The organism is Wolbachia endosymbiont (group A) of Epagoge grotiana (genome assembly GCF_947251775.1).
In the GTDB taxonomy this organism is placed as follows: Bacteria; Pseudomonadota; Alphaproteobacteria; order Rickettsiales; family Anaplasmataceae; genus Wolbachia; species Wolbachia pipientis.
The window spans coordinates 1406414-1428163 of the sequence record NZ_OX366387.1 but is presented as its reverse complement, the minus strand read 5'-3'; the positions used below and the strand labels follow the sequence as shown (position 1 = coordinate 1428163).

Below are 21750 nucleotides of genomic sequence, written 5' to 3'. Positions count from 1 at the left end.
AGGCTCCTAGCTAATTTTGCCTATTGCAATTTAATTAATTGGCGTATAAGCTTTAAATAAAGCCTATGAAAAAAATGGAAGCTTGTTATTCGTTTGACGATATACTTCTTTTGCCAGCCTATTCTAATATATTGCCTTGCGATGCAGATACAAAAACTTATTTAACAAATAGTATAGAACTAAATATCCCTCTCATATCCTCTGCAATGGATACTGTTACTGAATCGGACTTTGCAATAGCTATTGCCCAACATGGAGGGATAGGTTGCATACATAAGAATTTATCAATAGATGAACAAGTTTTAGAAGTAAGAAGGGTGAAAAAATATGAAAGTTGGATCGTGTATAACCCAATTACGATTTCACCGGATAAAACAGTTGCGGAAGCAATTTCATTAATGAGAGAGCACAATTATTCTGGCATTCCTGTAGTCGATCAACGCAAGTTAGTTGGAATTTTAACTAACCGAGATGTGAGATTTATTGAAGACCAGAACATGAATGTAAAAGTTTCCGAAGTGATGACAAAAGATAAGTTAGTGACAGTGCGGGAGCAGGGAGTGAATAGTGCCTCAGCAATGAAATTGTTGCATGAAAATAGAATAGAAAAGCTTTTGGTCGTAGATGAAAATTCTTGTTGTATAGGTTTAATTACGGTTAAAGACATTGAAAAATACAATAGATACCCAAATTCATGTAAAGACAGTAAAGGGCGGCTAAGAGTTGCCGCTGCAATTGGCACTGGTAAAAAAGATGGTATAGAAAGATGTGAAGCTTTGATCGGAGAAGAAGTTGATGTAGTTGTTGTGGATACTGCTCACGGTCATTCCGAAAACGTTATCAATACCATTAGGGAAATAAAAAAGATGTATCCTAATACGCAATTAATTGGCGGAAACATTGCAACAAAGGAGGCTGCTGAAGCGTTGATTGATGCGGGTGTTGATGCAGTGAAGGTTGGAATAGGACCAGGATCAATCTGTACAACCAGAATAGTTACAGGTGTTGGTGTGCCACAATTCTCTGCAATCAAGAATGTTGCAGAGGCGTGTAGAGCAAGAAACGTCAGACTAATTGCTGATGGTGGGGTAAAATACTCAGGAGATGTTGCAAAAGCTATTGCAGCTGGTGCTGACTCTGTGATGATTGGTTCGATTTTTGCTGGCACTGACGAAAGCCCAGGTGAGATTATTATGTATAAGGGCAGAGCATATAAAGGCTATCGAGGAATGGGATCTATTAGTGCAATGAAACGAGGTTCAGCTAGCCGTTATTTTCAAGATAAAGATTCAAAACTCAAATTAGTTCCACAAGGAGTGGAAGGAAGAGTTCCATTCAAAGGTCCAGCTTCAGGAGTAATCCATCAATTGATTGGCGGATTGCAAGCTGCAATGGGGTATACTGGTAATAGGAATATAGAAGAGATGAAAAAAAATTGTAAATTTGTTACTATTACTGCATCAGGATTAAGAGAGAGTCACGCTCATGATATAGTCATTACACAAGAAGCTCCAAATTATGCTTATCAAACGTCCAATTTGTCAACCGATTCGGAGTAGTCCAGAAAAAGTAGAGAGAAAGTTAAAACGTTTTTGGAGTAAAATAAAACGTTTTTTCAAAATATGACAAATAGAAGAGAATATACAGCAGAATTCAAATTAGAAGCTGTTAAGCTGGTTAAAGAAACAGGTCAAGCAAGTACAAAAATAGCAAAAGATCTAGGTATAGATGGTAGTATGTTAAGTAAGAAAATATGATGGAAAAATGTCTGGAGCATACGCATTTCCAGGCAAAGGCTCCTTATGACAAAGAAAGATTTGATCTAAAAAAAGAACTAACAAGAGAAAGAGACATTTTAAAAAAAGCCCTGGGCAAAGAAAAAGAGTAAAGTATTCTTTTATATAGAAATTGCTATAAAACACAGGAACTATGTAGGGTTTTGTACTGGTGGTATGGGTTGCTAAGGAAAAAAGCAGTAAAGAATTAGCAGAAGAAGGGCTTCTAGCAGATATTCAAAAAATACATCAAGCTTCTAAATGCAGATATGGAGCCCCTAAAATTCACGCTGAATTAAAAGCTTTAGGCAAAAATTAAAACAGTACAAAGTGTTATGCAAGAAAATGGCATTAAAGCCAAGTTTAGACGAAGGTTCAAAAATAAAAAACAGCAAATAAGCAACCGAGTTGTGGCTCCGAACACATTGGATCAAAATTTTACTACTGATCAGCCAAATAAAGTTTGGGATTACCTACATAAAAACTAAAGAAGGTTGTTGGCGGCAATAATTGACCTATATTCACGCATGGTGGTTAATGAGTAACATGATAATTAGTTATAGATTCTTTATTGATGGCCGTTGATAAACGCAAACCCGATAAAAATCTGCTGTTACATAGCGATCAAGGGTCACAGTATACCTCTCAAAATTACCAATTTCTATTGAATACAAAAAACATCATTTCCAGCATGAGCCATAAGGGCTGTTGTTACGATAACTCTGTTGCAGAAAAGTTCACTTAAAAGGGAGCTGCTTATTGATACTTCTCGCTCAACAAACCAGAACTGCCATATTTGAATACATAGAAATCTTTTATAACAAATAACGTAGACATTCTACTATTAACTATTGCATTCCTGCACAATTTATTCTCATGATAAAAACGTCTTAACTTTCTCTCTACTTTTTCTGGGTAAGGTCAATTTGGGTCTGCACCATTTTTGAGTAATAGTTTTACTTCTTGTGCATTACCATCTTCTACAGCTAGGAATAATTGTTCTTCCTGTGTTTTTACGCGTGTTTCCACATTAGATATAAAAAATAACAATACTAAACATGCAATACCAATAATGCTAATATATTTTATAATTTTTCTCATAAGATATTTTACAATGCTTCTAATAATATTAGATATCATCTATAAAATTAAAAAATCCATGAAAGGGGATGAAAATATGTAAAAAAGTATTATTGATTAATTAAAAACAGATTTTGATTTGATAATACTAATAAAATCGATTTATCTTAAATTTACGTTGATTTTTACCTGTTATTTTTTGTAGTTTATCCAACGTAAATTCCAGGTAAAACAAAGTCGTTATCTCCAACCGTTACAACCAACTCTCCTTCTTTAATTTTTATTTGATTAGGTGTATGGTCCCATACCATCACACTCTGGGATCATACACCTAAAGTACTCCGACACTGGGATGACACCCCGGGGTTTCTGGGATGACAAAAAAGAGCCCCCTGAGCAAAAATCTTATAGCCACTTGAATGACAATTGACTTTTTGCCTAAAATAACTAAGAAAGAAACTTCTCATCAAGATAACTTAAATATATACTAATTCTCTTATTTTTAAACGATTTCTCATCATGAATTGCACGATCAAAAACCTGAATTTGACTTGTTATAATGCTACAATTATTATTTGCAACTTCTAATACGCCACTATCAATTACAACCTTCTTTTCTGTTTGGTTACTCATTTTAACAGTAATCATACCAGGCAATAAATAAATTAAGTAAGGAGCATGGTGAGCTAAAATCATAAGCTCCCCTTCGAGCCCAGTTACTGAAAGAGAAACCACTCCACTGAATGAAATTTGATCATCAGGAGAGAAAAATTGCACTTTAAAAGTATTCATAATCTTTAACTTTTATTTAGCTTCAGCTTGTATTAATTCAGCCTTTTTTATTGCTTCATCTATATTCCCCACCATATAAAAAGCAGCCTCTGGTAAGTGATCATATTTGCCTTCAACAATCCCTTTAAAACTGGAAACAGTATCAGAAAGTGAAACAAATTTACCAGGCATGCCAGTAAATATTTCTGCAACGTGAAAAGGTTGAGAAAGAAATTTCTGAATCTTACGAGCCCTATCAACAATAATTTTATCTTCATCAGATAGCTCATCCATACCAAGTATTGCGATAATATCTTGCAGTGATTTATAAGTTTGCAATATACGTTTCACCTCAGAAGCTACATTATAATGTTCTTCACCAATGATTTCAGCAGATAAAGACTGAGAAGTTGAATCAAGTGGATCAACAGCAGGGTATATTCCCATTTCAGCTATTTGCCTTGACAACACTGTGGTTGCATCAAGGTGAGAGAATGTAGTTGCTGGGGCTGGATCAGTCAAATCGTCCGCAGGAACATATATAGCTTGCACAGAAGTAATAGAGCCAGAAGTTGTTGAAGCTATTCTTTCTTGCATTGCACCCATATCAGTTGCAAGGGTTGGCTGATAACCAACAGCTGACGGTATTCTTCCAAGTAAAGCAGAAATTTCAGAACCAGCTTGTGTAAATCTAAAGATATTATCCACAAAAAATAGAACATCTTGATTTTCCTTATCACGGAAATATTCTGCCATAGTAAGTGCTGTTAAAGCAACTCTAGCCCTTGCTCCAGGAGGCTCATTCATCTGACCATAAACCAAAACAGCTTGAGATTTTTCATGCTCATTTATATTTATTACATTTGAAGTGATCATCTCGTGATAAAGATCGTTACCTTCACGCGTTCTCTCCCCTACCCCGGCAAACACAGAAAATCCTTTATGAGCTTTTGCTATATTATTAATTAATTCCATTATTAGGACTGTTTTACCAACACCGGCTCCACCAAATAAGCCAATTTTTCCTCCTTTAAGATAAGGTGCAAGAAGATCTATAACTTTTATTCCCGTAACTAAAACTTCTTCCTGTATTCTCTGTTCAGTAAAACTTGGAGGTGCTCTGTGTATAGGCTCTAAGTTATACTTTCCCTTCAGTGGACCACACTCATCTATAAGCTCTCCAACAACATTAAAAATCCTTCCTAAAGTTGAACGCCCAATTGGCACCGATATTGGTGCACCTGTATCAACAAATTCATCCCCCCTTGACATGCCATCTGTGCTATCCATAGCAATACAACGAACTATATTGTCACCTATATGCTGCGAAACTTCTAAAACCAGCTCCTTATCCTTATATTTTAGTTTGCTTTTTAAAGCATTAAATATTTTAGGCAATTCACCTTCAAATTTTATATCAACAACTGCTTGAGTTACCTTAATCGCTCTACCTATATTCATCTCTTTATTTTTATCACCTAACACTATAATTCCATAAAAGAACTTCTAAAGAAAATAAATTTTATATTATTAATAGAAATTTTGCAACATTAAAACGCTTACTAGTTACGCTTCATTACAAACAATGCAAATGCATTTAATAGCCAAGTAATAATAAACAATACTAAACTAAGCGCATAAGCAGCAAGAGTTTGTACACTATTGAAATCCTGATCTCCGGTAAGTAATGTAGCGATCTGCACGGTAATGGTAGTAACTGAATTAAGAGGGTTAAAAGTCAAATTTGCGTTGATTCCCACAGCCATTAGCACAATCATTGTTTCACCTATCACTCTTGAAATTGACAATAAAATTGCACTTAAAATTGTAGGCATTGCATAAGGTATTGTTATATGCCATATAGTTTCCGCTGGAGTTGCACCAAGTGCCATGAAGCCATAACGCAAGCTTTTTGGAACAGATCTTATGGCATCTTCGAGTAAAGAAATAATAAAAGGAAGAATCATTATCCCAATCGATAAACCGGCAACTAAGGCACTTTCTGAGTGTATACTTAAACCAAAAAAATTTGCTACCTGCTTTATAAAGAAAGACAAAAACACAACCGCGAAATATCCATATACAACCGTAGGAATAGCAGACAAAACTTGCAAAGTTGTATTAACAATATAACGCACTTTCTCACTCGCATATTCACTAATATATATTGCAGAAAATAAACCAAGCGGAACGACAACTAACATTGCTATAATAGTTATAAGTAATGTACCAACTAAAAGCGGCGCTATACCAAAACATCCTATCTTCTCTTCATTGATAGTGACTACATTGTGGCCCCATTTCAAGCAAAACAAGAATTCTGAAATAGCTACTTTATTAAAAAAACTAATGGATTGAATAAAAATAGACAGCATTATAAATAAAGTGATAAAAAATGATATGGCCAAAGCCACAAATAACGAAAGTTTTATTATCTTATTTCTTTTATTTTTAAAGATAAAAGCAAGCATGAAAAAAAGTAACGCTATAGAAATAAAAGTTACAAAACAATTATTATAGAATACTAACAACCAAGTTAGCATCCATACACAACTAAGATATAGATAAGATTTAACCTTATTTACTTCTTGAAACCTACTAAAACAAAATAAAAGGATTAGTAAGACAGGTATGACTATCACCGAATTCATTCTTCCATGCATCAAATTTTATTCTACGAAAATGTCATACAAGTTCACCATTATTTGACAATAAAGTAAAACAATTTAAAATAAATAATTATATTAATATAAAAACAATGAAGAGAACATTTCAACCAAAAAATTTGATAAGAAAGCGCAGACACGGATTTCGTTCACGTATGGCAACAAGAGCTGGAAGAAAAATCCTTAATAGGCGCCGTTCATTAGGGTGTAACAAATTATGCGCATAGTAAGTATAAAAAAAAAGATTTTTCTTCTGCTTTCAAAAATAAGTTAGCACTCAACAGTCTTTTTTATCGTGGGCTTTATATATCACTGTACGCTATAAAAGAAAGAGAACCTGAAAAGTACATTCATACTATTAGAGTAGGTCTGGCTATCAGTAAAAAAACCGGAAAAGCAGCAAAAAGAAATAAAATAAAAAGGCAACTACGAATGCTTGCTAAAATTAGCATTTTAAATATAAGTAATATAGGGCACTACTACATAATACTAACTCATAGAAACATTATGCAAGCAAGTTATAAAAATTTACAAAAAGATCTAACTATTTGCTTAAAAAAGATAAAATAAAAAAAATCTCAATTAAGGTATTTACAACTATATTTTTTATGATAATATAGGTAAAATTTTTAAAAATAGTTAATGGGTGTGGTGAATGGTAGAGCATATAAAAGAGGTAAATAACACAGGCTTTGGTCAGATGTATCAATTCTTATTTCTTCCTAAAGGAACAGGAACAGATTGGAGGTCAGCATTTCGCCAACAAGAAGAATTATTTAAAAAAGTGGGAGGTAATGTAATATTACCAGAAATCAGTAATTCTCCTTCAAAAGGGAACCAATTAGGGGAAGTAGGAACAATGCTAAATAATGTAGAAAATGACCAAGAACATATAAGAAAAAAAAGATATCGTAGTTAAAGTAAAAACTTAAAGAATAGTAACAAAACAAGAAAGTTAAAATATAAGTATACCTACTGTCTAATTAACAAAGAAATTTTTATAAACTTGGCGGCGACCTACTCTCCCTTTTCAAGTACCATCAGCGCTAAAAAGTTTCACTTCCGAGTTCGAGATGAGATCGGGTGGTTCATTTTTGCTATAGCCACCAAGTCAATAAAAATTTCTAACTTAACAATTTTAACTTAATATTTAACACTGCATACACACATATAGAAAGCAAATAAATCAATCAGGCTATTAGTACTAGTTAGCTTCACATGTTACCATGCTTCCACACCTAGCCTATCAACGTGGTAGTCTTCCACGGCCTTAATTGGGAAATCTTTTTGAAGAGGGTTTCTTGCTTATATGCTTTCAGCAATTATCCCATCTATACATAGCCACCCAGCGATGCTATTGGCATAACAGCTGGTACACCAGAGGTATATCCATCTCGGTCCTCTCGTACTAGAGTCAGACCTTCTCAAATTTCCTTCACCCACGGCAGATAGAAACCGAACTGTCTCACGACGTTCTAAACCCAACTCACGTATCACTTTAATCGGCGAACAGCCGAACCCTTGGGACCTTCTTCAGCCCCAGGATGTGATGAGTCGACATCGAGGTGCCAAACGGTGTCGTCGCTATGAACGCTCGAACACCATCAGCCTGTTATCCCCGGCGTACCTTTTATCCGTTGAGCGATGACCCTTCCATACAGAATCACCGGATCACTATGACCGACTTTCGTCTCTGCTTGGCTTGTCAGCCTCGCAGTCAGGCAAGCTTATGCCATTATACTATCAAGCTGATTTCCGACCAGCTCTAGCTTACCTTCGCACGCCTCCGTTACTTTTTAGGAGGCGACCGCCCCAGTCAAACTACCCACCATACAATGTCCTAGTTCCAGATAATGAAACATAGTTAGATATCAAAAGTGTAAAGGGTGGTATCTCAAGGTTGACTCCATTATAGCTAGCGCCATAACTTCAAAGTCTCCCACCTATCCTGCACATCACACTTTTAATAGCAATGTAAAGCTATAGTAAAGGTGCACGGGGTCTCTTCGTCTAACCGCGGGTACCCCGCATCTGCACGGGGAATTCAATTTCGCTGAAGTGATGTTGGAGACAGTGGAGAAATCGTTACGCCATTCGTGCGGGTCGGAACTTACCCGACAAGGAATTTCGCTACCTTAGGACCGTCAGTGTTACGGCCGCCGTTTACTGGGGCTTCAATTCGGAGCTTGCACCCTTCCTATTAACCTTCCAGCACCGGGCAGGCGTCAGACCCTATACTTCCACTTACGTGTTTGCAGAGTCCTGTGTTTTTAGTAAACAGTCGCTACTCCCTATTTTGTGCCACCTACTCATAGTTGCCTAAAAGCAGGTTACCCTTCTTCCGAAGTTACAGGTATAATTTGCCGAGTTCCTTCAACATCATTCTTTCAACACCTTAGTATACTCTACTCATCCACCAGTGTCGGTTTGCGGTACGGCCTCATAAATATAAGTGCTATTTCCTGGAGCTTCTTTTAAGCATAGATCAATCCAATAAGACCTATACAAATACGAAACCCGTCACACTTAAGAGGTTTAGGAATATTAACCTAATTGCCATCGACTACTCCTTTACGGACTCGCCTTAGGAACCGACTAACCCTACGCAGATTAACTTAACGTAGGAACCCTTAGATTTTTGGTGAGAGTGTTTTTCACACTCTTTTACGCTACTTATGTCAGCATTCTCACTTCCGATATCTCCAGCAGTTTTCACAAACCACCTTCACAGACTTACGGAACGCTCCGCTACCGCGCCTATTGATCGAAATCAATAAGCACTCACATCTTCGGTATACAGCTTTAGCCCCGGTACATTTTCGGCGCAGAAAAACTTATTTAGACAAGTGAGCTGTTACGCTTTCTTTAAAGGATGGCTGCTTCCAAGCCAACCTCCTAGCTGTAATGGTTTTTCTACTTCCTTCCCCACTTAGCTGTAATTTTGGGACCTTAGATAGTGATCTGGGTTGTTTCCCTCTTCACCACGGACTTAGCACCCGTAGTGTGCCTGCTGTATAATTAATTGTTGGTATTCGGAGTTTAGTTAGATTTGGTAAGACGGTGAATCCCCCTAGTCTATCCAGTGCTCTACCCCCAACAACATACATACAACGCTCTACCTAAATAGATTTCGCGGAGAACCAGCTATTTCCAAGTTTGATTGGCCTTTCACCCCTAATCACAACTCATCCAATAATGTTGCAACATTAACTGGTTCGATCCTCCAGTGTGTTTTACCACACCTTCAATCTGGTCATGACTAGATCACTTGGTTTCGGGTCTAATCCATAAAACTAAAACGCCCTATTCAGACTTGCTTTCGCTACGCCTACACCTAACGGCTTAAGCTTGCTTCATAGATTAACTCGCTGACCCATTATGCAAAAGGTACGCTGTCACTCTAAATATCAATAAATTGATATAGAGCTCCAACTGTTTGTAAGCACTTGATTTCAGATTCTATTTCACTCCCCTCCCGGGGTTCTTTTCACCTTTCCCTCACGGTACTTGTTCACTATCGGTCGTTAAGGAGTATTTAGGCTTGGAGGATGGTCCCCCCATATTCAAACAGGATTTCACGTGCCCCGCTCTACTCAAGGATTTAAAAACTTTCTACTTATACAGGACTATCACCTTCTATGGTTACTATTTCCAGAGTATTCTAATTCTTATTCTTAAATCACTAGCCTTTTCCGCTTTCGCTCGTCACTACTAACAGAATCTCGGTTGATTTCTTTTCCTTTGGCTACTTAGATATTTCAGTTCACCAAGTTTGCTTTACATACTTAGTACGTAATAACTAGCTAAACTAGTTGGGTTTCCCCATTCGGAAATCTGCGGATCAAAATTTGTTGACAATTCCCCACAGCTTATCGCAGCCTGCCACGTCCTTCATCGCCTCTTAACGCCAAGGCATCCATCAAGTGCTCTTAATAATTTATTTATCCGACTATATGCAGAATATGCAGAGTTAAATATTATTAAAATTGAATTGAGATTAAATTAATCTCTACCATAAAACTTGTCAAACATCTAAAAACTAAATTAATCTTTTATATGTTATAACCTAATAAATAATATGTCAACGCCTTTTTGCACAAAACATTTACTTATATTATCAACAACAATATACTAGCAATCCTAAACAGTATAATCTGAGAAATATGTGGTAAACTTATATATACAGTAAAAATTAATAAAAAAGATATTTTGTAAGATAAAATGTGTTAAAATCAATTGCCTAAAAATGATAATAAACATTCGGAGTATTTCTAACGTATGAAAAGTAATCTCTCTTTTATAAAAAACGTTGCTTTAAATTGTATGTCTAAGCTCATTGGCGTATTAAATATTAAGAAAGTAAAACACTTCATTGTGAATAAATATAATACTCTTCATAAAGAAATGACAGTGCTTCTTAAAAAATCTAAGAACCTGTTAAACACCAACATTGAAATCGGTTTATATCACTTTTATAAAGGTAGCATATCAGATGCAAAGTTACGATTTTGGTTAATTAGCATATTTTACCCCCATTTACCTATAGTCTGGTATAACATCGGAAGGTGTCATTTTGCGGTAGGGAATACTAACAAAGCTTATAATTATTTAACAAGGGCACTAAAATTAGATAATGACCACGAGGAGGCGTCTTACTATATAAAAAAAATGACAAACTCAGCGCCTATTACAGAATTGCCAAAAAACCTCATAAGACAATATTTTGATTACACAGGTGAATATTTTGTTGAGCATTGGTTGATTGCCAAACAATATAGAGGGCATGAACTTGTACACATGATAATTACAAAAATCTTCAACAACTCCACTTCTGAGCTCAATATACTCGACCTTGGTTGTGGAACTGGAATATGTGGTCATTTCTTGAAAATAAATAGTATTGGAAACCATATAACAGGAATTGACATTTCAAGTAGAATGCTAAATATCGCAAGAGGATGCTTTATAAAAGGTAAGCCTGTTTACAATGAATTAATACATATGGAAATGAAAGAGTTTCTTAAACAAGAGAAAAACCAGCAGTATGATGTAATTATCTTTGCTGAAGTGCTACATTATCTACATGACTTTCAAGAAGAGTTGGAATTAGCAAAAAGATCTACGAGCAAAAAAGGAGTTATTGTATGTTTAATAAGAAGAAAGGAAGGTGAAGGTATTGACTTTGTAAATAAAGGAGACTATTTTCGTCACTCAGAAAGTTATGTTCAACATGTTGCAAAAGAAATAAATATGCAAATAAGTTATATGAGTTACTGTAAAATATATGGCAGTCAGGTTGACGGTATCTTGTTTGCATTACAGCATCAACAAGAAAATCCGAAAAACCTAACTTAAAAATCGCTCAAAATGACTTTTAAGTATCTATATATAATAAAAGAATAAAAGGAACTTTATGAATAACATTACCATTAATTACGCAAAGGACAGCAAATTAACCGACTTTGGAAAAGCAGTTTTATCAGACAGGTATTTAATAGAAAATGAAAGTTATCAAGACCTCTTTGCACGTATTGCTAATTACTATTCTGATAATAAAGAACATGCGCAGCGTCTTTATGACTACATGAGCAACTTGTGGTTCATGCCTTCAACACCAATACTCAGCAATGGTGGCACTAAGAGAGGGTTACCTATCTCTTGCTTTCTTAATGAAACCGAAGACAGCTTGCAGGGAATAGTTGATCTATGGAACGAAAATGTTTGGCTTGCTGCACGTGGAGGAGGCATAGGTAGTTATTGGGGAAATTTACGCTCAATAGGCGAAAGCGTAAAGGGTAGCGGCAAAACATCAGGAATTGTTCCATTTATTGTAGTGCAAAATGCTCTAACGCTTGCAATTAGTCAGGGATCCCTAAGGCGAGGAAGTTCAGCAGTCTACCTTCCTGTATCTCATCCGGAGATAGAAGAGTTTCTAGATTTACGCAAGCCAACAGGCGGTGACCCAAATCGCAAAGCGTTAAATATACATCATGCTGTAATAGTAACAGATAAATTTATGCAGGCTGTTGAGAATGATCAAGAATGGAATTTAATAAGCCCTCACAACAATAAGGTTATTTCAACTGTAAAAGCGCGGGATATATGGATCAAAATATTAACAGCAAGAGTTGAAACTGGAGAACCTTACATTATTTTCCTTGATGCAACAAATAACAATAAGCGAGAATCTTACAAAAAGCTCAACTTAGACATCAAGATGTCAAATCTATGCAGTGAAATAACTTTAACCACAGGTTATGATCACCTGAATAAGTCACGCACTGCTGTGTGTTGTCTATCATCCGTAAACCTTGAGTACTACGAAGAATGGAAAGACAATAAACTCTTCATAGAAGATATAATGCGCTTTCTTGATAATGTATTGGAAGATTTCATAAATAAAGCACCGAATGAAATGCAGCGAGCAAAATATTCTGCAGCCAGAGAACGCAGTATTGGTCTTGGTGTGATGGGCTTTCACTCATTTTTACAAAGCAAAATGGTTCCTTTTGAATCAGTAACAGCACAACAATGGAATAAAAAAATATTTAAGTATTTACGCGAGCAAGCAGATATAGTTTCTAAAAAATTAGCAGAAGAAAAGGGAGCATGTTCTGATGCCAAAGAAGTTGATCTAATGGAAAGGTTTACACACAAACTCGCTATTGCTCCTACTGCCTCGATCTCCATTATTGCAGGTAATACCTCCCCTGGAATAGAACCATACGCAGCAAACGTATTCATACAAAAGACACTTACAGGCTCATTTGTAGTGCGAAATAAATTCTTGCAAAAACTATTAGCAGAAAAAAATCAAGACAATGATAAAATATGGTCTTCAATTTCAACAAACGAGGGTTCCGTTCAGCATTTAGATTTTCTTAGTGAGCATGAAAAATTGACATTTAAAACAGCGTACGAGCTTGACCAAAGATGGATTATAGAACATGCAAGTGATAGAACTTCGTATATTTGTCAATCTCAATCAGTAAATCTGTTCTTACCTGCCAACGTACATAAACGTTACTTGCACAAAATACACATGCTTGCTTGGAAAAAAGGATTGAAGAGCTTATATTACTGCAGATCACAATCAATGCAGAGAGCCGATAAGGTCTCGCATGACATATTCAAAAAAAGTGAAATATTGCAACAAAAAACAGATATTGACTACGATGAATGTCTGTCATGCCAATAGCGGCCTTACTCAAAAAAAGTAGAGAGAAAGTTAAGCAAATGGGTAAATAGACTTCTTGCATAACCATATAACGCACTTTTATTGGGAATAGAAACGAAAAAACTTTCTTGACAAACTCCGCCAGCTCCATTATCATAAAACTGAAGCTATTTATTTATCTTCGCAATCTGTGCAGGTTAATGACAAAAAACTTAGGGTATTTGGCGTCTCATGTTTAATTTTTCGCACTACGTGCATCGCATGTCTTTAAAAATTTTTAGGTTTTTACCTATATAAGCCGAAACGCGCTTACAAAGCGTTTAAGACAGCAAAAAACGTCAAATTGACAAGGGAGAATTTGAATGCTAGCTACTACGGGGTTTCTTTGCCTTTTTTCCTGCTTAGTAAATTTCTTAAACACTTGCGGTGTAGGTTAGTTGCAAGTTAAAAGCAGCTAAATCGCTCTTAATCAAGCGTTTTAGAATAAAAAAAACGCCGATATTTTAGTACATAGTAAATAGCCAACCACCATGGGGCTTCTTTTGCCTTTTTTTTCACTTGGTAAATTTCTTAAACATTTATGGCTAAACGACAATCGTCATCCCGCTACTTGTTAGCGGCTGAGATACTGGGGCGGTATGACGTAGATTGCTGTCATTCCGCTACTAGTTAGCGCCGCAGCGGTATGGTGTAGGAAAATTAGCTATATAGCTAACTTGTACCACGCGTTAAAGCTTTTAAACAGGTCTTGGTTTACTTACTCCATTATTTTCTTTATTATCAGATATCATTTTAAATAATATGGAGGAGCAAATTGTCAGCAATTGCCATTATTGATTTTGGTTCACAGTTTACACAGCTTATCGCAAGACAAGTAAGAGGAATGGGTGTTTATTGTGAGATATTTCCAAGCAACATCAGTTTTGAAACAATATCAAAATTCAATGGGTTTATTCTCTCTGGAGGACCACAATCTGTAAATGATGATTGTTCTGAAACAAGTAGAGTAGTACATGAAATTATAAAACTTAATGAGGCAACAAGCGTTCCTATACTTGGAATATGCTATGGACAGCAACTCATTTGTCATTATTTTGGAGCAAAAGTAAAAGAGAGTTTCAAACAGGAGTTTGGTAGAACTAAAATCAAGATACTAAAAGAATCCCCCATTGTAAAGGATACCTGGGATGTTAATTCTGAAGTGGATGTATTAATGAACCATGCGGACAGTGTTGATACTATACCACAGGGATTTACTGTTATCGCATCAGGTGTGATAAATCAAACAATTGCAATGATTGTCAACGAACAGCGGAAGATTTACTGTACTCAGTTCCATCCTGAGGTTAAGCCCACAACAAATGGCAGTAAATTGCTCTCTAACTTCTTGGATATTGCAAATTGCAAAAGAGACTGGACAATGAAGTCGTTTATTGAGGAGCAAAAGGAAAAAATCAAAAATGTAGTAGGAGAGAAAAAAGTAATCGCTGCAGTAAGTGGTGGGGTTGATTCAAGCGTTGCAGCGGCTCTCACACATAAAGCTATAGGAAAACAATTGAACTGTATTTTTATCGATACTGGGTTGTTACGCAAGAACCAAACCATCGCTATGTTGAAAGAGATTCCGATAAATTACGTTGATAAATCAAATTTACTTTTGAGTAGGTTGAAGGGAATAACTGATCCAGAAGAAAAGCGAAAAATTATCGGTAACACTTTTATTGAAGTGTTTGAAGAAGAAGCAAAAAAAATAGGTGATGTGGATTTTTTGATGCAAGGTACCATCTACTCTGATGTAGTTGAGTCAGGGCATGCCTCAAACAACACTAGTACAATTAAGTCTCACCATAATGTTGGTGGGTTGCCAGAAAAGATGAACCTGAAGCTAGTGGAGCCTTTACGCTACCTCTTTAAAGATGAGGTAAGGCTACTTGGAAAAGAAATTGGGCTTTCAGATGAGATAATATTTCAACATCCATTTCCTGGACCTGGACTTGCAGTGAGGATTATAAGTGAAGTCGATGAAGAAAAGGTGCGAATATTGCAAGAAGTAGATGAAATATATATTAATACGATGAAAAATTACGATCTATATGATAAGATATGGCAAGCTTTTGCTGTATTATTACCAATAAAAACTGTAGGCGTTATGGGAGATGGTCGTACGTATGGATATGTTTGTGCTTTAAGGGCTGTAACATCATCTGATGGTATGACAGCCGATGCATTTCCATTTGAAGATAAGGATCAACACTTGCTAGTATTTTGGGATTTTTTACGCAATGTCGGCAGTATAATTGTTAATAATGTTCCCGGAGTAAATAGAGTTGTTTATGATATCACTTCTAAACCACCCGCAACTATTGAGTGGGAGTAAATCAAAAAGATCCCGCTGCTTGTTAGCTCTTACTATTACCCACAAGTATAAAATTCATGAGCAAGTTTCCATCCTTCTGCTAAATCAAAGAGACGTTTCCATCCCTTCCACAAAGCTATAGGGCCTGGTTCTAAGTCATTTTTGCGAGCTAAAAACCCTCCTAACTTGGCCACCCACCTCACAATTTCTCTTATAGGTGGTGGTGTCTCAGGATAGTTTTTTGTCTTAAGCATTTTGGTATATAAAACCTTCCATTCGTCGTCAGTCAGTATGAAAGTGCAAGAAAGATTTGGATTTGTTCTAGCTACTAGTGTGATAAAAAATATTCTCCATGCAATTATACTCATTATTGTAAGAAAGCGGATTAATCTATCTGCTGCTTGGAGCCTACATTCTTCAACTTTAAGACCAGATTTCAAAATTTTATGAAAAACCTCTATTCTCCATCTTAAGCAATACCATTGTATTTTTTCTACTGCTTCTTCAAAATTATTAATATTTATATTTGTCAACAAAATCCAGTTCACAGGCTCTTCGCCAAATGGGGGGTATTTTTCTATAGCATAGACAGCATTTAAACTTAAATTAGGAAGTTTTTGGGTTTTACGTCTAGCGTTATTTTTTGATGCATTCATCACAAAGTTGCTAAACTTTACTTCTAAAACTGTTGTTCTTTGAGGTTTATCATTGCGAGCAGGAATATTCACTTGTATTTCTCCTTGACAAGACATGCGATTCATCAGATCCCACAACCTTTCACCACCTTTTTCAGAATAAGTCGACTTCTTATTTATTGTTCTGTTTTGATTTCCTCTTACTACAAAAAGAGATTGATTAGTGGAAGCAACTTCAAATAAATCATACATATCTGCTTCTCTGTCACAGACGGTAACTACCTTGATATCCTTTAATCCAGGATGATTAGTAGAATATTTAAGTGATTCTATCCACCGTATGCTTTCTTTCTCTTCTATGGGAACAGCAGTATTATGGCTTCTTCTTTTCAACTCTTTTAGGTCTTCAGCTAAGGAGGGTCTAGTACTAATTTTTTGATCCAATAATCCTATAGGCAGTCCTTCTGTTGTAACTGCAAATGTTGTATGCGTCACTAATCCATGGGTTTTAAAATTAGTTGTTTCAGATTTTAACCTTGCTGCTATAATCCCTAATCCTTTAGTCTTTTTATGATTTTTATATGAAATATAACTCGTATCTTGGATAGCTAAAATAGTTGAATATTCTTTATCTCTTTCAACAGTTTTAATTATATGACTGTATAATATCTTTCTTTCAGAAACGGCATCATTTTGGAAAAATCTATAAGCTGCTTTACTTTGATGCCAATCTTCACAAGCTTGATTTATTGAACGTTCAGGCGATTCAGCAAGACTATTAACTATTTTTAAAAGCCTCCTACTTAATCTTATATCACCAAAATCAACAATTCCAAATTCACTTTCTGCCCATTCGCCAGTTGAAGTATTTATAGTTCTTTTCATCATATATTCCATTTTTAGACCATAGATCCATTTATAATAGAAAGTTGAATTAGTAAAATATCAGCTTTTTTACTATTTATATACTTATGGGTAATAGTAAGGGTTAGAAGCTTACTATTACCCACAAATATAAATGTTTGTTGCATAGCTCTTAATGGCATAACTTTTGCTTGAAATAACTGTTTATATGGTGCAATTTACAGCTTTTAGTTGCTAAAATTATAACTCTTAGTTTAATAATTTTAATCTAATAAGCTTTCAGGTTAATAAAATTAAATTATTTGAGTAAATACAATACTATGTTTTTATTTGTGGGTAATAGTAAGGGTTAGAAGGGAGCAAGGAGGTGCAAGAAATTACGTTGATGTATCAGATGGTAGCTCTGTTGTGTTAGAATTTCCTACAAGCATTGGTAAGCTAAATGTTATATTGTACCACGATGTAAAAAAATATGATCAAGTACAAGTCAGAGTAGAAAACAAGGAAATGTGGGCTGAATTACAACAAATAGGGGAAGAAATTGGAAAAAATTGCCTTTTCGGGGGAGTAAAACTTAAAGAAGCAGTAGAGAAAGGTAGTTTCACTAGATGTGGCATATGGAGTGAAAAGCAGAAGGAAGTAAGTGAAAAATTGTTTTCATGGGCAGACAAAGTACGTGAAAATAGTAAAGAAACTTGTAGGGCACTTTAATTCATCAATTTAAAGGTTCCAGAGTCTAGCTATTATATCTGGAGCCTTTGAGCTATAATAGAAAATATTATATGCAAGGTTCTTTTTGTGGAAAGAAGTTTAGACTATGAAGTAGGGCAAAAAGTAAAAAATTGGAGGTTAGAGCGAGGGTACACTCAGAAAGATTTAGCAGAGAAACTTGGTGTAAAGTACTGGGTAATACTTCAATATGAAAAAGGGAACCGTAGAATTTCAATCGAAAGGTTGTACGCTATAGCAGGTGCATTGTCAGTAAGTATTACCGATCTCATTACTGCATCAAAGGAGAAAATCGGCTTTAAAAATGAGGAAGGAGAAATATTAAATCTAGTAAGAGAATATAAAAAGATTAATGATCAGGAGTTACGTAAGATGTTTTGTTTATTAACTAAATTTGTCAAAGTTAGTGAAAAAAGTAGTAAAAAATCAGAAAAAATAAAAATTGCAAAGGGTTTGGTTAAAGCAGGAGTTTCTGTTGATATTGTTGCAAAAACAATTGGTCTGCCTGCTGATGAATGTATTGAAGAAAAAGTTGGTTCTATATACTGCCAAATAGGAAAAAAGATAAAAGAATGGAGGCTCGTGAGAGAGTATACTCAAAAGGATTTAGCAGAGAAAATGAATACAACACGTGACGAAATAAGCAACTATGAACAAGGAAGGACTGCTGTTCCACTTGATAAATTATATGAAATGGCAGAAGCGTTATCGATTAATATTACAGATCTACTAATAGAGAAAGATGAAGGTAGTACAGTGGAAAATGAGCTACCGAATTTGATTAAAGAATACAAAGAAATTGAGAGCCAAGAACTACGTCATGCACTAATAAAATCTTTGTTTGAAGGGATACGTATTTGTGAGGAGAAAGTGAGAGAGATAGAAAGGATTAAAGTTGCAAAGGATCTAGTAAAAGGGGGAATTTCTATTGATACTATTTTGCAAGCGGTAGGTTTATCTATTGATATGGTTTTAGATGGATAGCTCGTAAAAAAATTATAGCAATAAAGTTTTTTTCTTAAATGGAGGATAAATGTTTGTTTCTGCAAGCAATGTTAGTTACGGAATAGGGCAAAGAATAGAAAATTGTAGGTTAATGCGAGGGCATACTCAAATAGGATTAGCAAGTCAAATAGGTTTAACATACCAAGAAGTAAACAGCTATGAAGATGGGTATATTCCTATTCCAATTGAAGTACTATATATAATAGCAAGAGTATTATCAGTTGACGTTGTAGATTTATTACCTGAACCAGTAATAGTAAGGGAAGACAGCTATGAAGACGAGGAAATACTCTATCTAACGAAAATATACGAGAATCAAAAGTTAGGCAAAATAGTACCTTCATTAGTCAGGTTTGTTCATATTAGCGAAAAAATTAATCAAGAAGAGGCAAGGTTGGAAATAGCAAAAAATCTAGTGAAAGAAGGGGTTTCAGTTGACATAATTTCCCAAGCAACCGGCTTATCTATTTACGAGTATGATAATACAGAGAAAGAAGTCTGCACTGATTCTATATACTACAGAATAGGGCAAAGAATAAGAGAATGGAGATTGATAAAAAGGTATACTCAGAAAGATTTGGCGAATAAAGTTGATTTAACGCTCAAGGAAATACACGAGTATGAAATAGGATACACTGCCATATCATTTGACAAATTATATCAAATAGCAGAACAATTATCAGTGAATATTAAAGTTCTGCTACCTAAAACAAATGAAGATAGTGAACTACTCACTTTACTAAGAAAAACTGAAGAGCAGGAATTAGTGAATGGATTAGTAAAATTTTTATCTAGTAGTATGAAGGATAGTAAAGAAAAGGTTAAAAAAATAGAAAAAATCAAAGTTGCGAAAAATCTAGCAAAGGCAGGTGTTTCTACTGATGTTATTTTGCGAGCAAGTGGCCTAACTGCTGATGAGTGTGAAAATTGAATTGTGTTAAAGACGGTACTGAGAAATATTATATTAAGATATAAGTAAAGATAGTTATATATTTAACACTTCTATGCAGAATTTCTCTATCACTTTTTGATTGTCCTCTATCATTTTACTTGCCTCTTGCTGAAGAGATTTGATATTTTTTGATGTAATATTATCCATGTCAGGTGATGCTATTTTTAATTGCGATTGTATGCGTATATATTTATCACCTATAACTTGATCAAGTTGGTAATTTACTGAATCTAAACTTGAGGCAAACATCACATGTAATAGTGGTTTTATCCAGCCTATTTTTCCAAATCTCTTTGAATTGGCATACTCTATGCTTCTATCTGTTCTTCCAGTACCTATCGATAACAGTAGAATATCATCATTTGGAAATAACCTCTTACCACTTGCATATGCACAAGCCGCTGGATTATTGGCAAATACCCCGCCATCCACTAATACCATTTCCTTGTGGTTGATTTTAAGATATTTAGGTGCAAAGTAAGTAGGTGCAGAAGTTGTAGCTCGTAATGCATCTTTCAATTTGATAAAATTTCTATCTTCTTTCCAGCTCTTAAAAAAGAAAGGATGGTTGTTATGAATATCATAACTGGTAAGCAGTACATTACTTAAAGTGTTTTGTAGAGTATCATCACCAAAATATTTATCCAGTACAAATTCAATATTTTTATGTGAATATTGTGCACAATTAAACCAAGAAAATATTGATCTTCTCAAAAATGAAGATTTAAAAATATATGACCCGTATTCTTGGTAAAACTCAACTAAATCATTGGCTGAATATTGAGGTTTATCTTTTTTACATAATCCAGCTACAACAATTCCACCGGTTGAGGTCCCTGCCATAAGATCAAAGATTTCAGCTATCGGTTTTCTTGCTCTCTTTTCTATTTCTGCTAGAATAATGGCTGGTATTATGCCCCTTATGCTTCCTCCGTCAACTGAAAGGATGTATTTTTTCATGATTAGATATTTATTAATTCTGTTAACTTGCTCACTTTTATCAGGTTGTGTTACCTGTCCAAAAACTACAGTCTGTTTTACACCTAGGGAAAATTGTGCCGAACAAATAACCAATGCTATAGATCAAGCTCAAAAATCCATATTAATTCAGGCATATCAATTTACTTCAAAGCCTATTGCACAATCTTTAATTAGAGCAAAAAAACGTGGTATTGATATTAGGGTTATCCTAGATGAATCACAGGTCAGCTCAAAATACAGTGTCATCAATGAATTATTTAGGCAAAAAATACCGATATACATAGACTATAAACCTGCAATTTCACACAGCAAAATTATGATTATTGATGAGCAAAAAATCATAACCGGATCATTTAACTTTTCAGATGCCGCTCAGCAAAGAAATGCTGAAAACCTATTGATTATAACAGGAGATCCTCCACTAGTTGAGCAATACATCGAAAACTGGAAGGATCGTAAATCTCAATCTGATCCTTATACACCAAAAGTAGAAGAATAATTACTTAAAATCAGCTTTAAGCTCATCCAATTCCTCAGAAAGATTTTTTACCCTTTCCTCAAGTACTAATACTTTTTCCATTAAACCATATTCAATAAGTTTATCGTGAAATTGTACCCTTGAGTCTAACTTGGATAACCACCATATAAATGCTACTGTTTGTATTAATAACGTGATAATTACTGTAATTGGGATTTTTTGATTTTGCATGTTTCTCCTAACTGTGTAATCTTTCAACTACTTCTTGTTTCCGGTTACGA

16 protein-coding genes, 2 rRNA genes and 3 pseudogenes are annotated in these 21750 nt (G+C 35.1%); 12 read left to right on the top strand and 9 right to left on the bottom strand.

The genetic code is table 11. The annotated features are described in order from the left end of the window. Nucleotides 1-65: 65 nt before the first annotated feature. Nucleotides 66-1559 carry an IMP dehydrogenase gene (guaB, locus tag OPR50_RS06790; RefSeq protein ID WP_264339303.1) on the top strand — a complete coding sequence of 498 codons (1494 nt, stop codon included), beginning with the start codon at nucleotides 66-68 and terminating at the stop codon, nucleotides 1557-1559. Nucleotides 1560-1622: 63 nt separating this feature from the next. Beyond that, nucleotides 1623-2603, top strand: a pseudogene (locus tag OPR50_RS08930) (IS3 family transposase). Nucleotides 2604-2696: 93 nt separating this feature from the next. Here OPR50_RS08930 and OPR50_RS06770 read toward each other — a convergent pair. The 4 genes from OPR50_RS06770 to pstC all read right to left on the bottom strand — a co-directional run bounded on the left by OPR50_RS06770 (nucleotide 2697) and on the right by pstC (nucleotide 6277). After that, complete coding sequence (locus OPR50_RS06770; RefSeq protein WP_238514246.1) at nucleotides 2697-2876, bottom strand: ankyrin repeat domain-containing protein; 180 nt, start codon at nucleotides 2874-2876, stop codon at nucleotides 2697-2699. 426 nt (nucleotides 2877-3302) lie between these two features. Continuing rightward, complete coding sequence (locus tag OPR50_RS06765) at nucleotides 3303-3647, bottom strand: F0F1 ATP synthase subunit epsilon (protein ID WP_006279902.1); 345 nt, start codon at nucleotides 3645-3647, stop codon at nucleotides 3303-3305. Nucleotides 3648-3659: 12 nt separating this feature from the next. Further along, nucleotides 3660-5087: a F0F1 ATP synthase subunit beta gene (atpD, locus tag OPR50_RS06760; protein WP_264339588.1), complete on the bottom strand. Its 1428-nt coding sequence runs from the start codon at nucleotides 5085-5087 to the stop codon at nucleotides 3660-3662. 101 nt (nucleotides 5088-5188) lie between these two features. Next, nucleotides 5189-6277 carry a phosphate ABC transporter permease subunit PstC gene (gene pstC / locus OPR50_RS06755; protein ID WP_038199744.1) on the bottom strand — a complete coding sequence of 363 codons (1089 nt, stop codon included), beginning with the start codon at nucleotides 6275-6277 and terminating at the stop codon, nucleotides 5189-5191. A 107-nt stretch (nucleotides 6278-6384) separates the two neighbouring features. On the opposite strand from pstC, the gene rpmH reads away from it, so the two are divergent. From rpmH to OPR50_RS06740, 3 genes and pseudogenes are all read left to right on the top strand, one after another. Further along, on the top strand, nucleotides 6385-6519 hold the full coding sequence (rpmH, locus tag OPR50_RS06750; RefSeq protein WP_006279898.1) for a 50S ribosomal protein L34: 135 nt from the start codon (nucleotides 6385-6387) through the stop codon (nucleotides 6517-6519). Between the two features lie 67 nt (nucleotides 6520-6586). Further along, nucleotides 6587-6862 (top strand): annotated as a pseudogene (rnpA, locus tag OPR50_RS06745) (ribonuclease P protein component); the annotation flags it as partial. 85 nt (nucleotides 6863-6947) lie between these two features. Beyond that, nucleotides 6948-7211, top strand: a complete 264-nt coding sequence (locus OPR50_RS06740) for a hypothetical protein (protein ID WP_077188558.1) — start codon at nucleotides 6948-6950, stop codon at nucleotides 7209-7211. Nucleotides 7212-7296: 85 nt separating this feature from the next. Here OPR50_RS06740 and rrf read toward each other — a convergent pair. After that, nucleotides 7297-7403, bottom strand: a 5S ribosomal RNA gene (gene rrf, locus OPR50_RS06735). A gap of 66 nt (nucleotides 7404-7469) precedes the next feature. After that, nucleotides 7470-10235 (bottom strand): 23S ribosomal RNA (locus OPR50_RS06730). 335 nt (nucleotides 10236-10570) lie between these two features. On the opposite strand from OPR50_RS06730, the gene OPR50_RS06725 reads away from it, so the two are divergent. The 3 genes from OPR50_RS06725 (at nucleotide 10571) to guaA (ending at nucleotide 15846) form a co-directional block, all read left to right on the top strand. After that, entirely contained in the window at nucleotides 10571-11647 is a 1077-nt protein-coding gene (locus OPR50_RS06725) for a methyltransferase domain-containing protein (RefSeq protein ID WP_012673083.1), read from the top strand. Nucleotides 11648-11705: 58 nt separating this feature from the next. Next, nucleotides 11706-13490, top strand: a complete 1785-nt coding sequence (locus OPR50_RS06720; RefSeq protein ID WP_265023981.1) for a ribonucleoside-diphosphate reductase subunit alpha — start codon at nucleotides 11706-11708, stop codon at nucleotides 13488-13490. Nucleotides 13491-14283: 793 nt separating this feature from the next. Next, nucleotides 14284-15846: a glutamine-hydrolyzing GMP synthase gene (gene guaA / locus OPR50_RS06715; RefSeq protein WP_265023980.1), complete on the top strand. Its 1563-nt coding sequence runs from the start codon at nucleotides 14284-14286 to the stop codon at nucleotides 15844-15846. Between the two features lie 35 nt (nucleotides 15847-15881). On the opposite strand, the gene OPR50_RS06710 is transcribed toward guaA, so the two are convergent. Beyond that, nucleotides 15882-17348, bottom strand: a complete 1467-nt coding sequence (locus tag OPR50_RS06710) for an IS4 family transposase (RefSeq protein WP_265024328.1) — start codon at nucleotides 17346-17348, stop codon at nucleotides 15882-15884. A 318-nt stretch (nucleotides 17349-17666) separates the two neighbouring features. Here OPR50_RS06710 and OPR50_RS06705 point away from each other — a divergent pair. The 3 genes and pseudogenes from OPR50_RS06705 to wmk (OPR50_RS06695) form a co-directional block, all read left to right on the top strand. Further along, nucleotides 17667-18035, top strand: a pseudogene (locus OPR50_RS06705) (hypothetical protein); the annotation flags it as partial. Between the two features lie 87 nt (nucleotides 18036-18122). Next, nucleotides 18123-19037 carry a WO male-killing family protein Wmk gene (wmk, locus tag OPR50_RS06700; RefSeq protein ID WP_264339073.1) on the top strand — a complete coding sequence of 305 codons (915 nt, stop codon included), beginning with the start codon at nucleotides 18123-18125 and terminating at the stop codon, nucleotides 19035-19037. A gap of 49 nt (nucleotides 19038-19086) precedes the next feature. Continuing rightward, nucleotides 19087-19989: a WO male-killing family protein Wmk gene (gene wmk / locus OPR50_RS06695; RefSeq protein ID WP_265023979.1), complete on the top strand. Its 903-nt coding sequence runs from the start codon at nucleotides 19087-19089 to the stop codon at nucleotides 19987-19989. Between the two features lie 54 nt (nucleotides 19990-20043). On the opposite strand, the gene OPR50_RS06690 is transcribed toward wmk (OPR50_RS06695), so the two are convergent. Then, nucleotides 20044-20970: a patatin-like phospholipase family protein gene (locus OPR50_RS06690; protein ID WP_265023978.1), complete on the bottom strand. Its 927-nt coding sequence runs from the start codon at nucleotides 20968-20970 to the stop codon at nucleotides 20044-20046. Here OPR50_RS06690 and OPR50_RS06685 point away from each other — a divergent pair. Then, complete coding sequence (locus OPR50_RS06685) at nucleotides 20969-21490, top strand: phospholipase D family nuclease (RefSeq protein ID WP_139686866.1); 522 nt, start codon at nucleotides 20969-20971, stop codon at nucleotides 21488-21490. The genes OPR50_RS06690 and OPR50_RS06685 overlap by 2 nt on opposite strands. On the opposite strand, the gene OPR50_RS06680 is transcribed toward OPR50_RS06685, so the two are convergent. Beyond that, nucleotides 21491-21700: a hypothetical protein gene (locus OPR50_RS06680; protein WP_019236585.1), complete on the bottom strand. Its 210-nt coding sequence runs from the start codon at nucleotides 21698-21700 to the stop codon at nucleotides 21491-21493. Nucleotides 21701-21750: the final 50 nt, after the last annotated feature.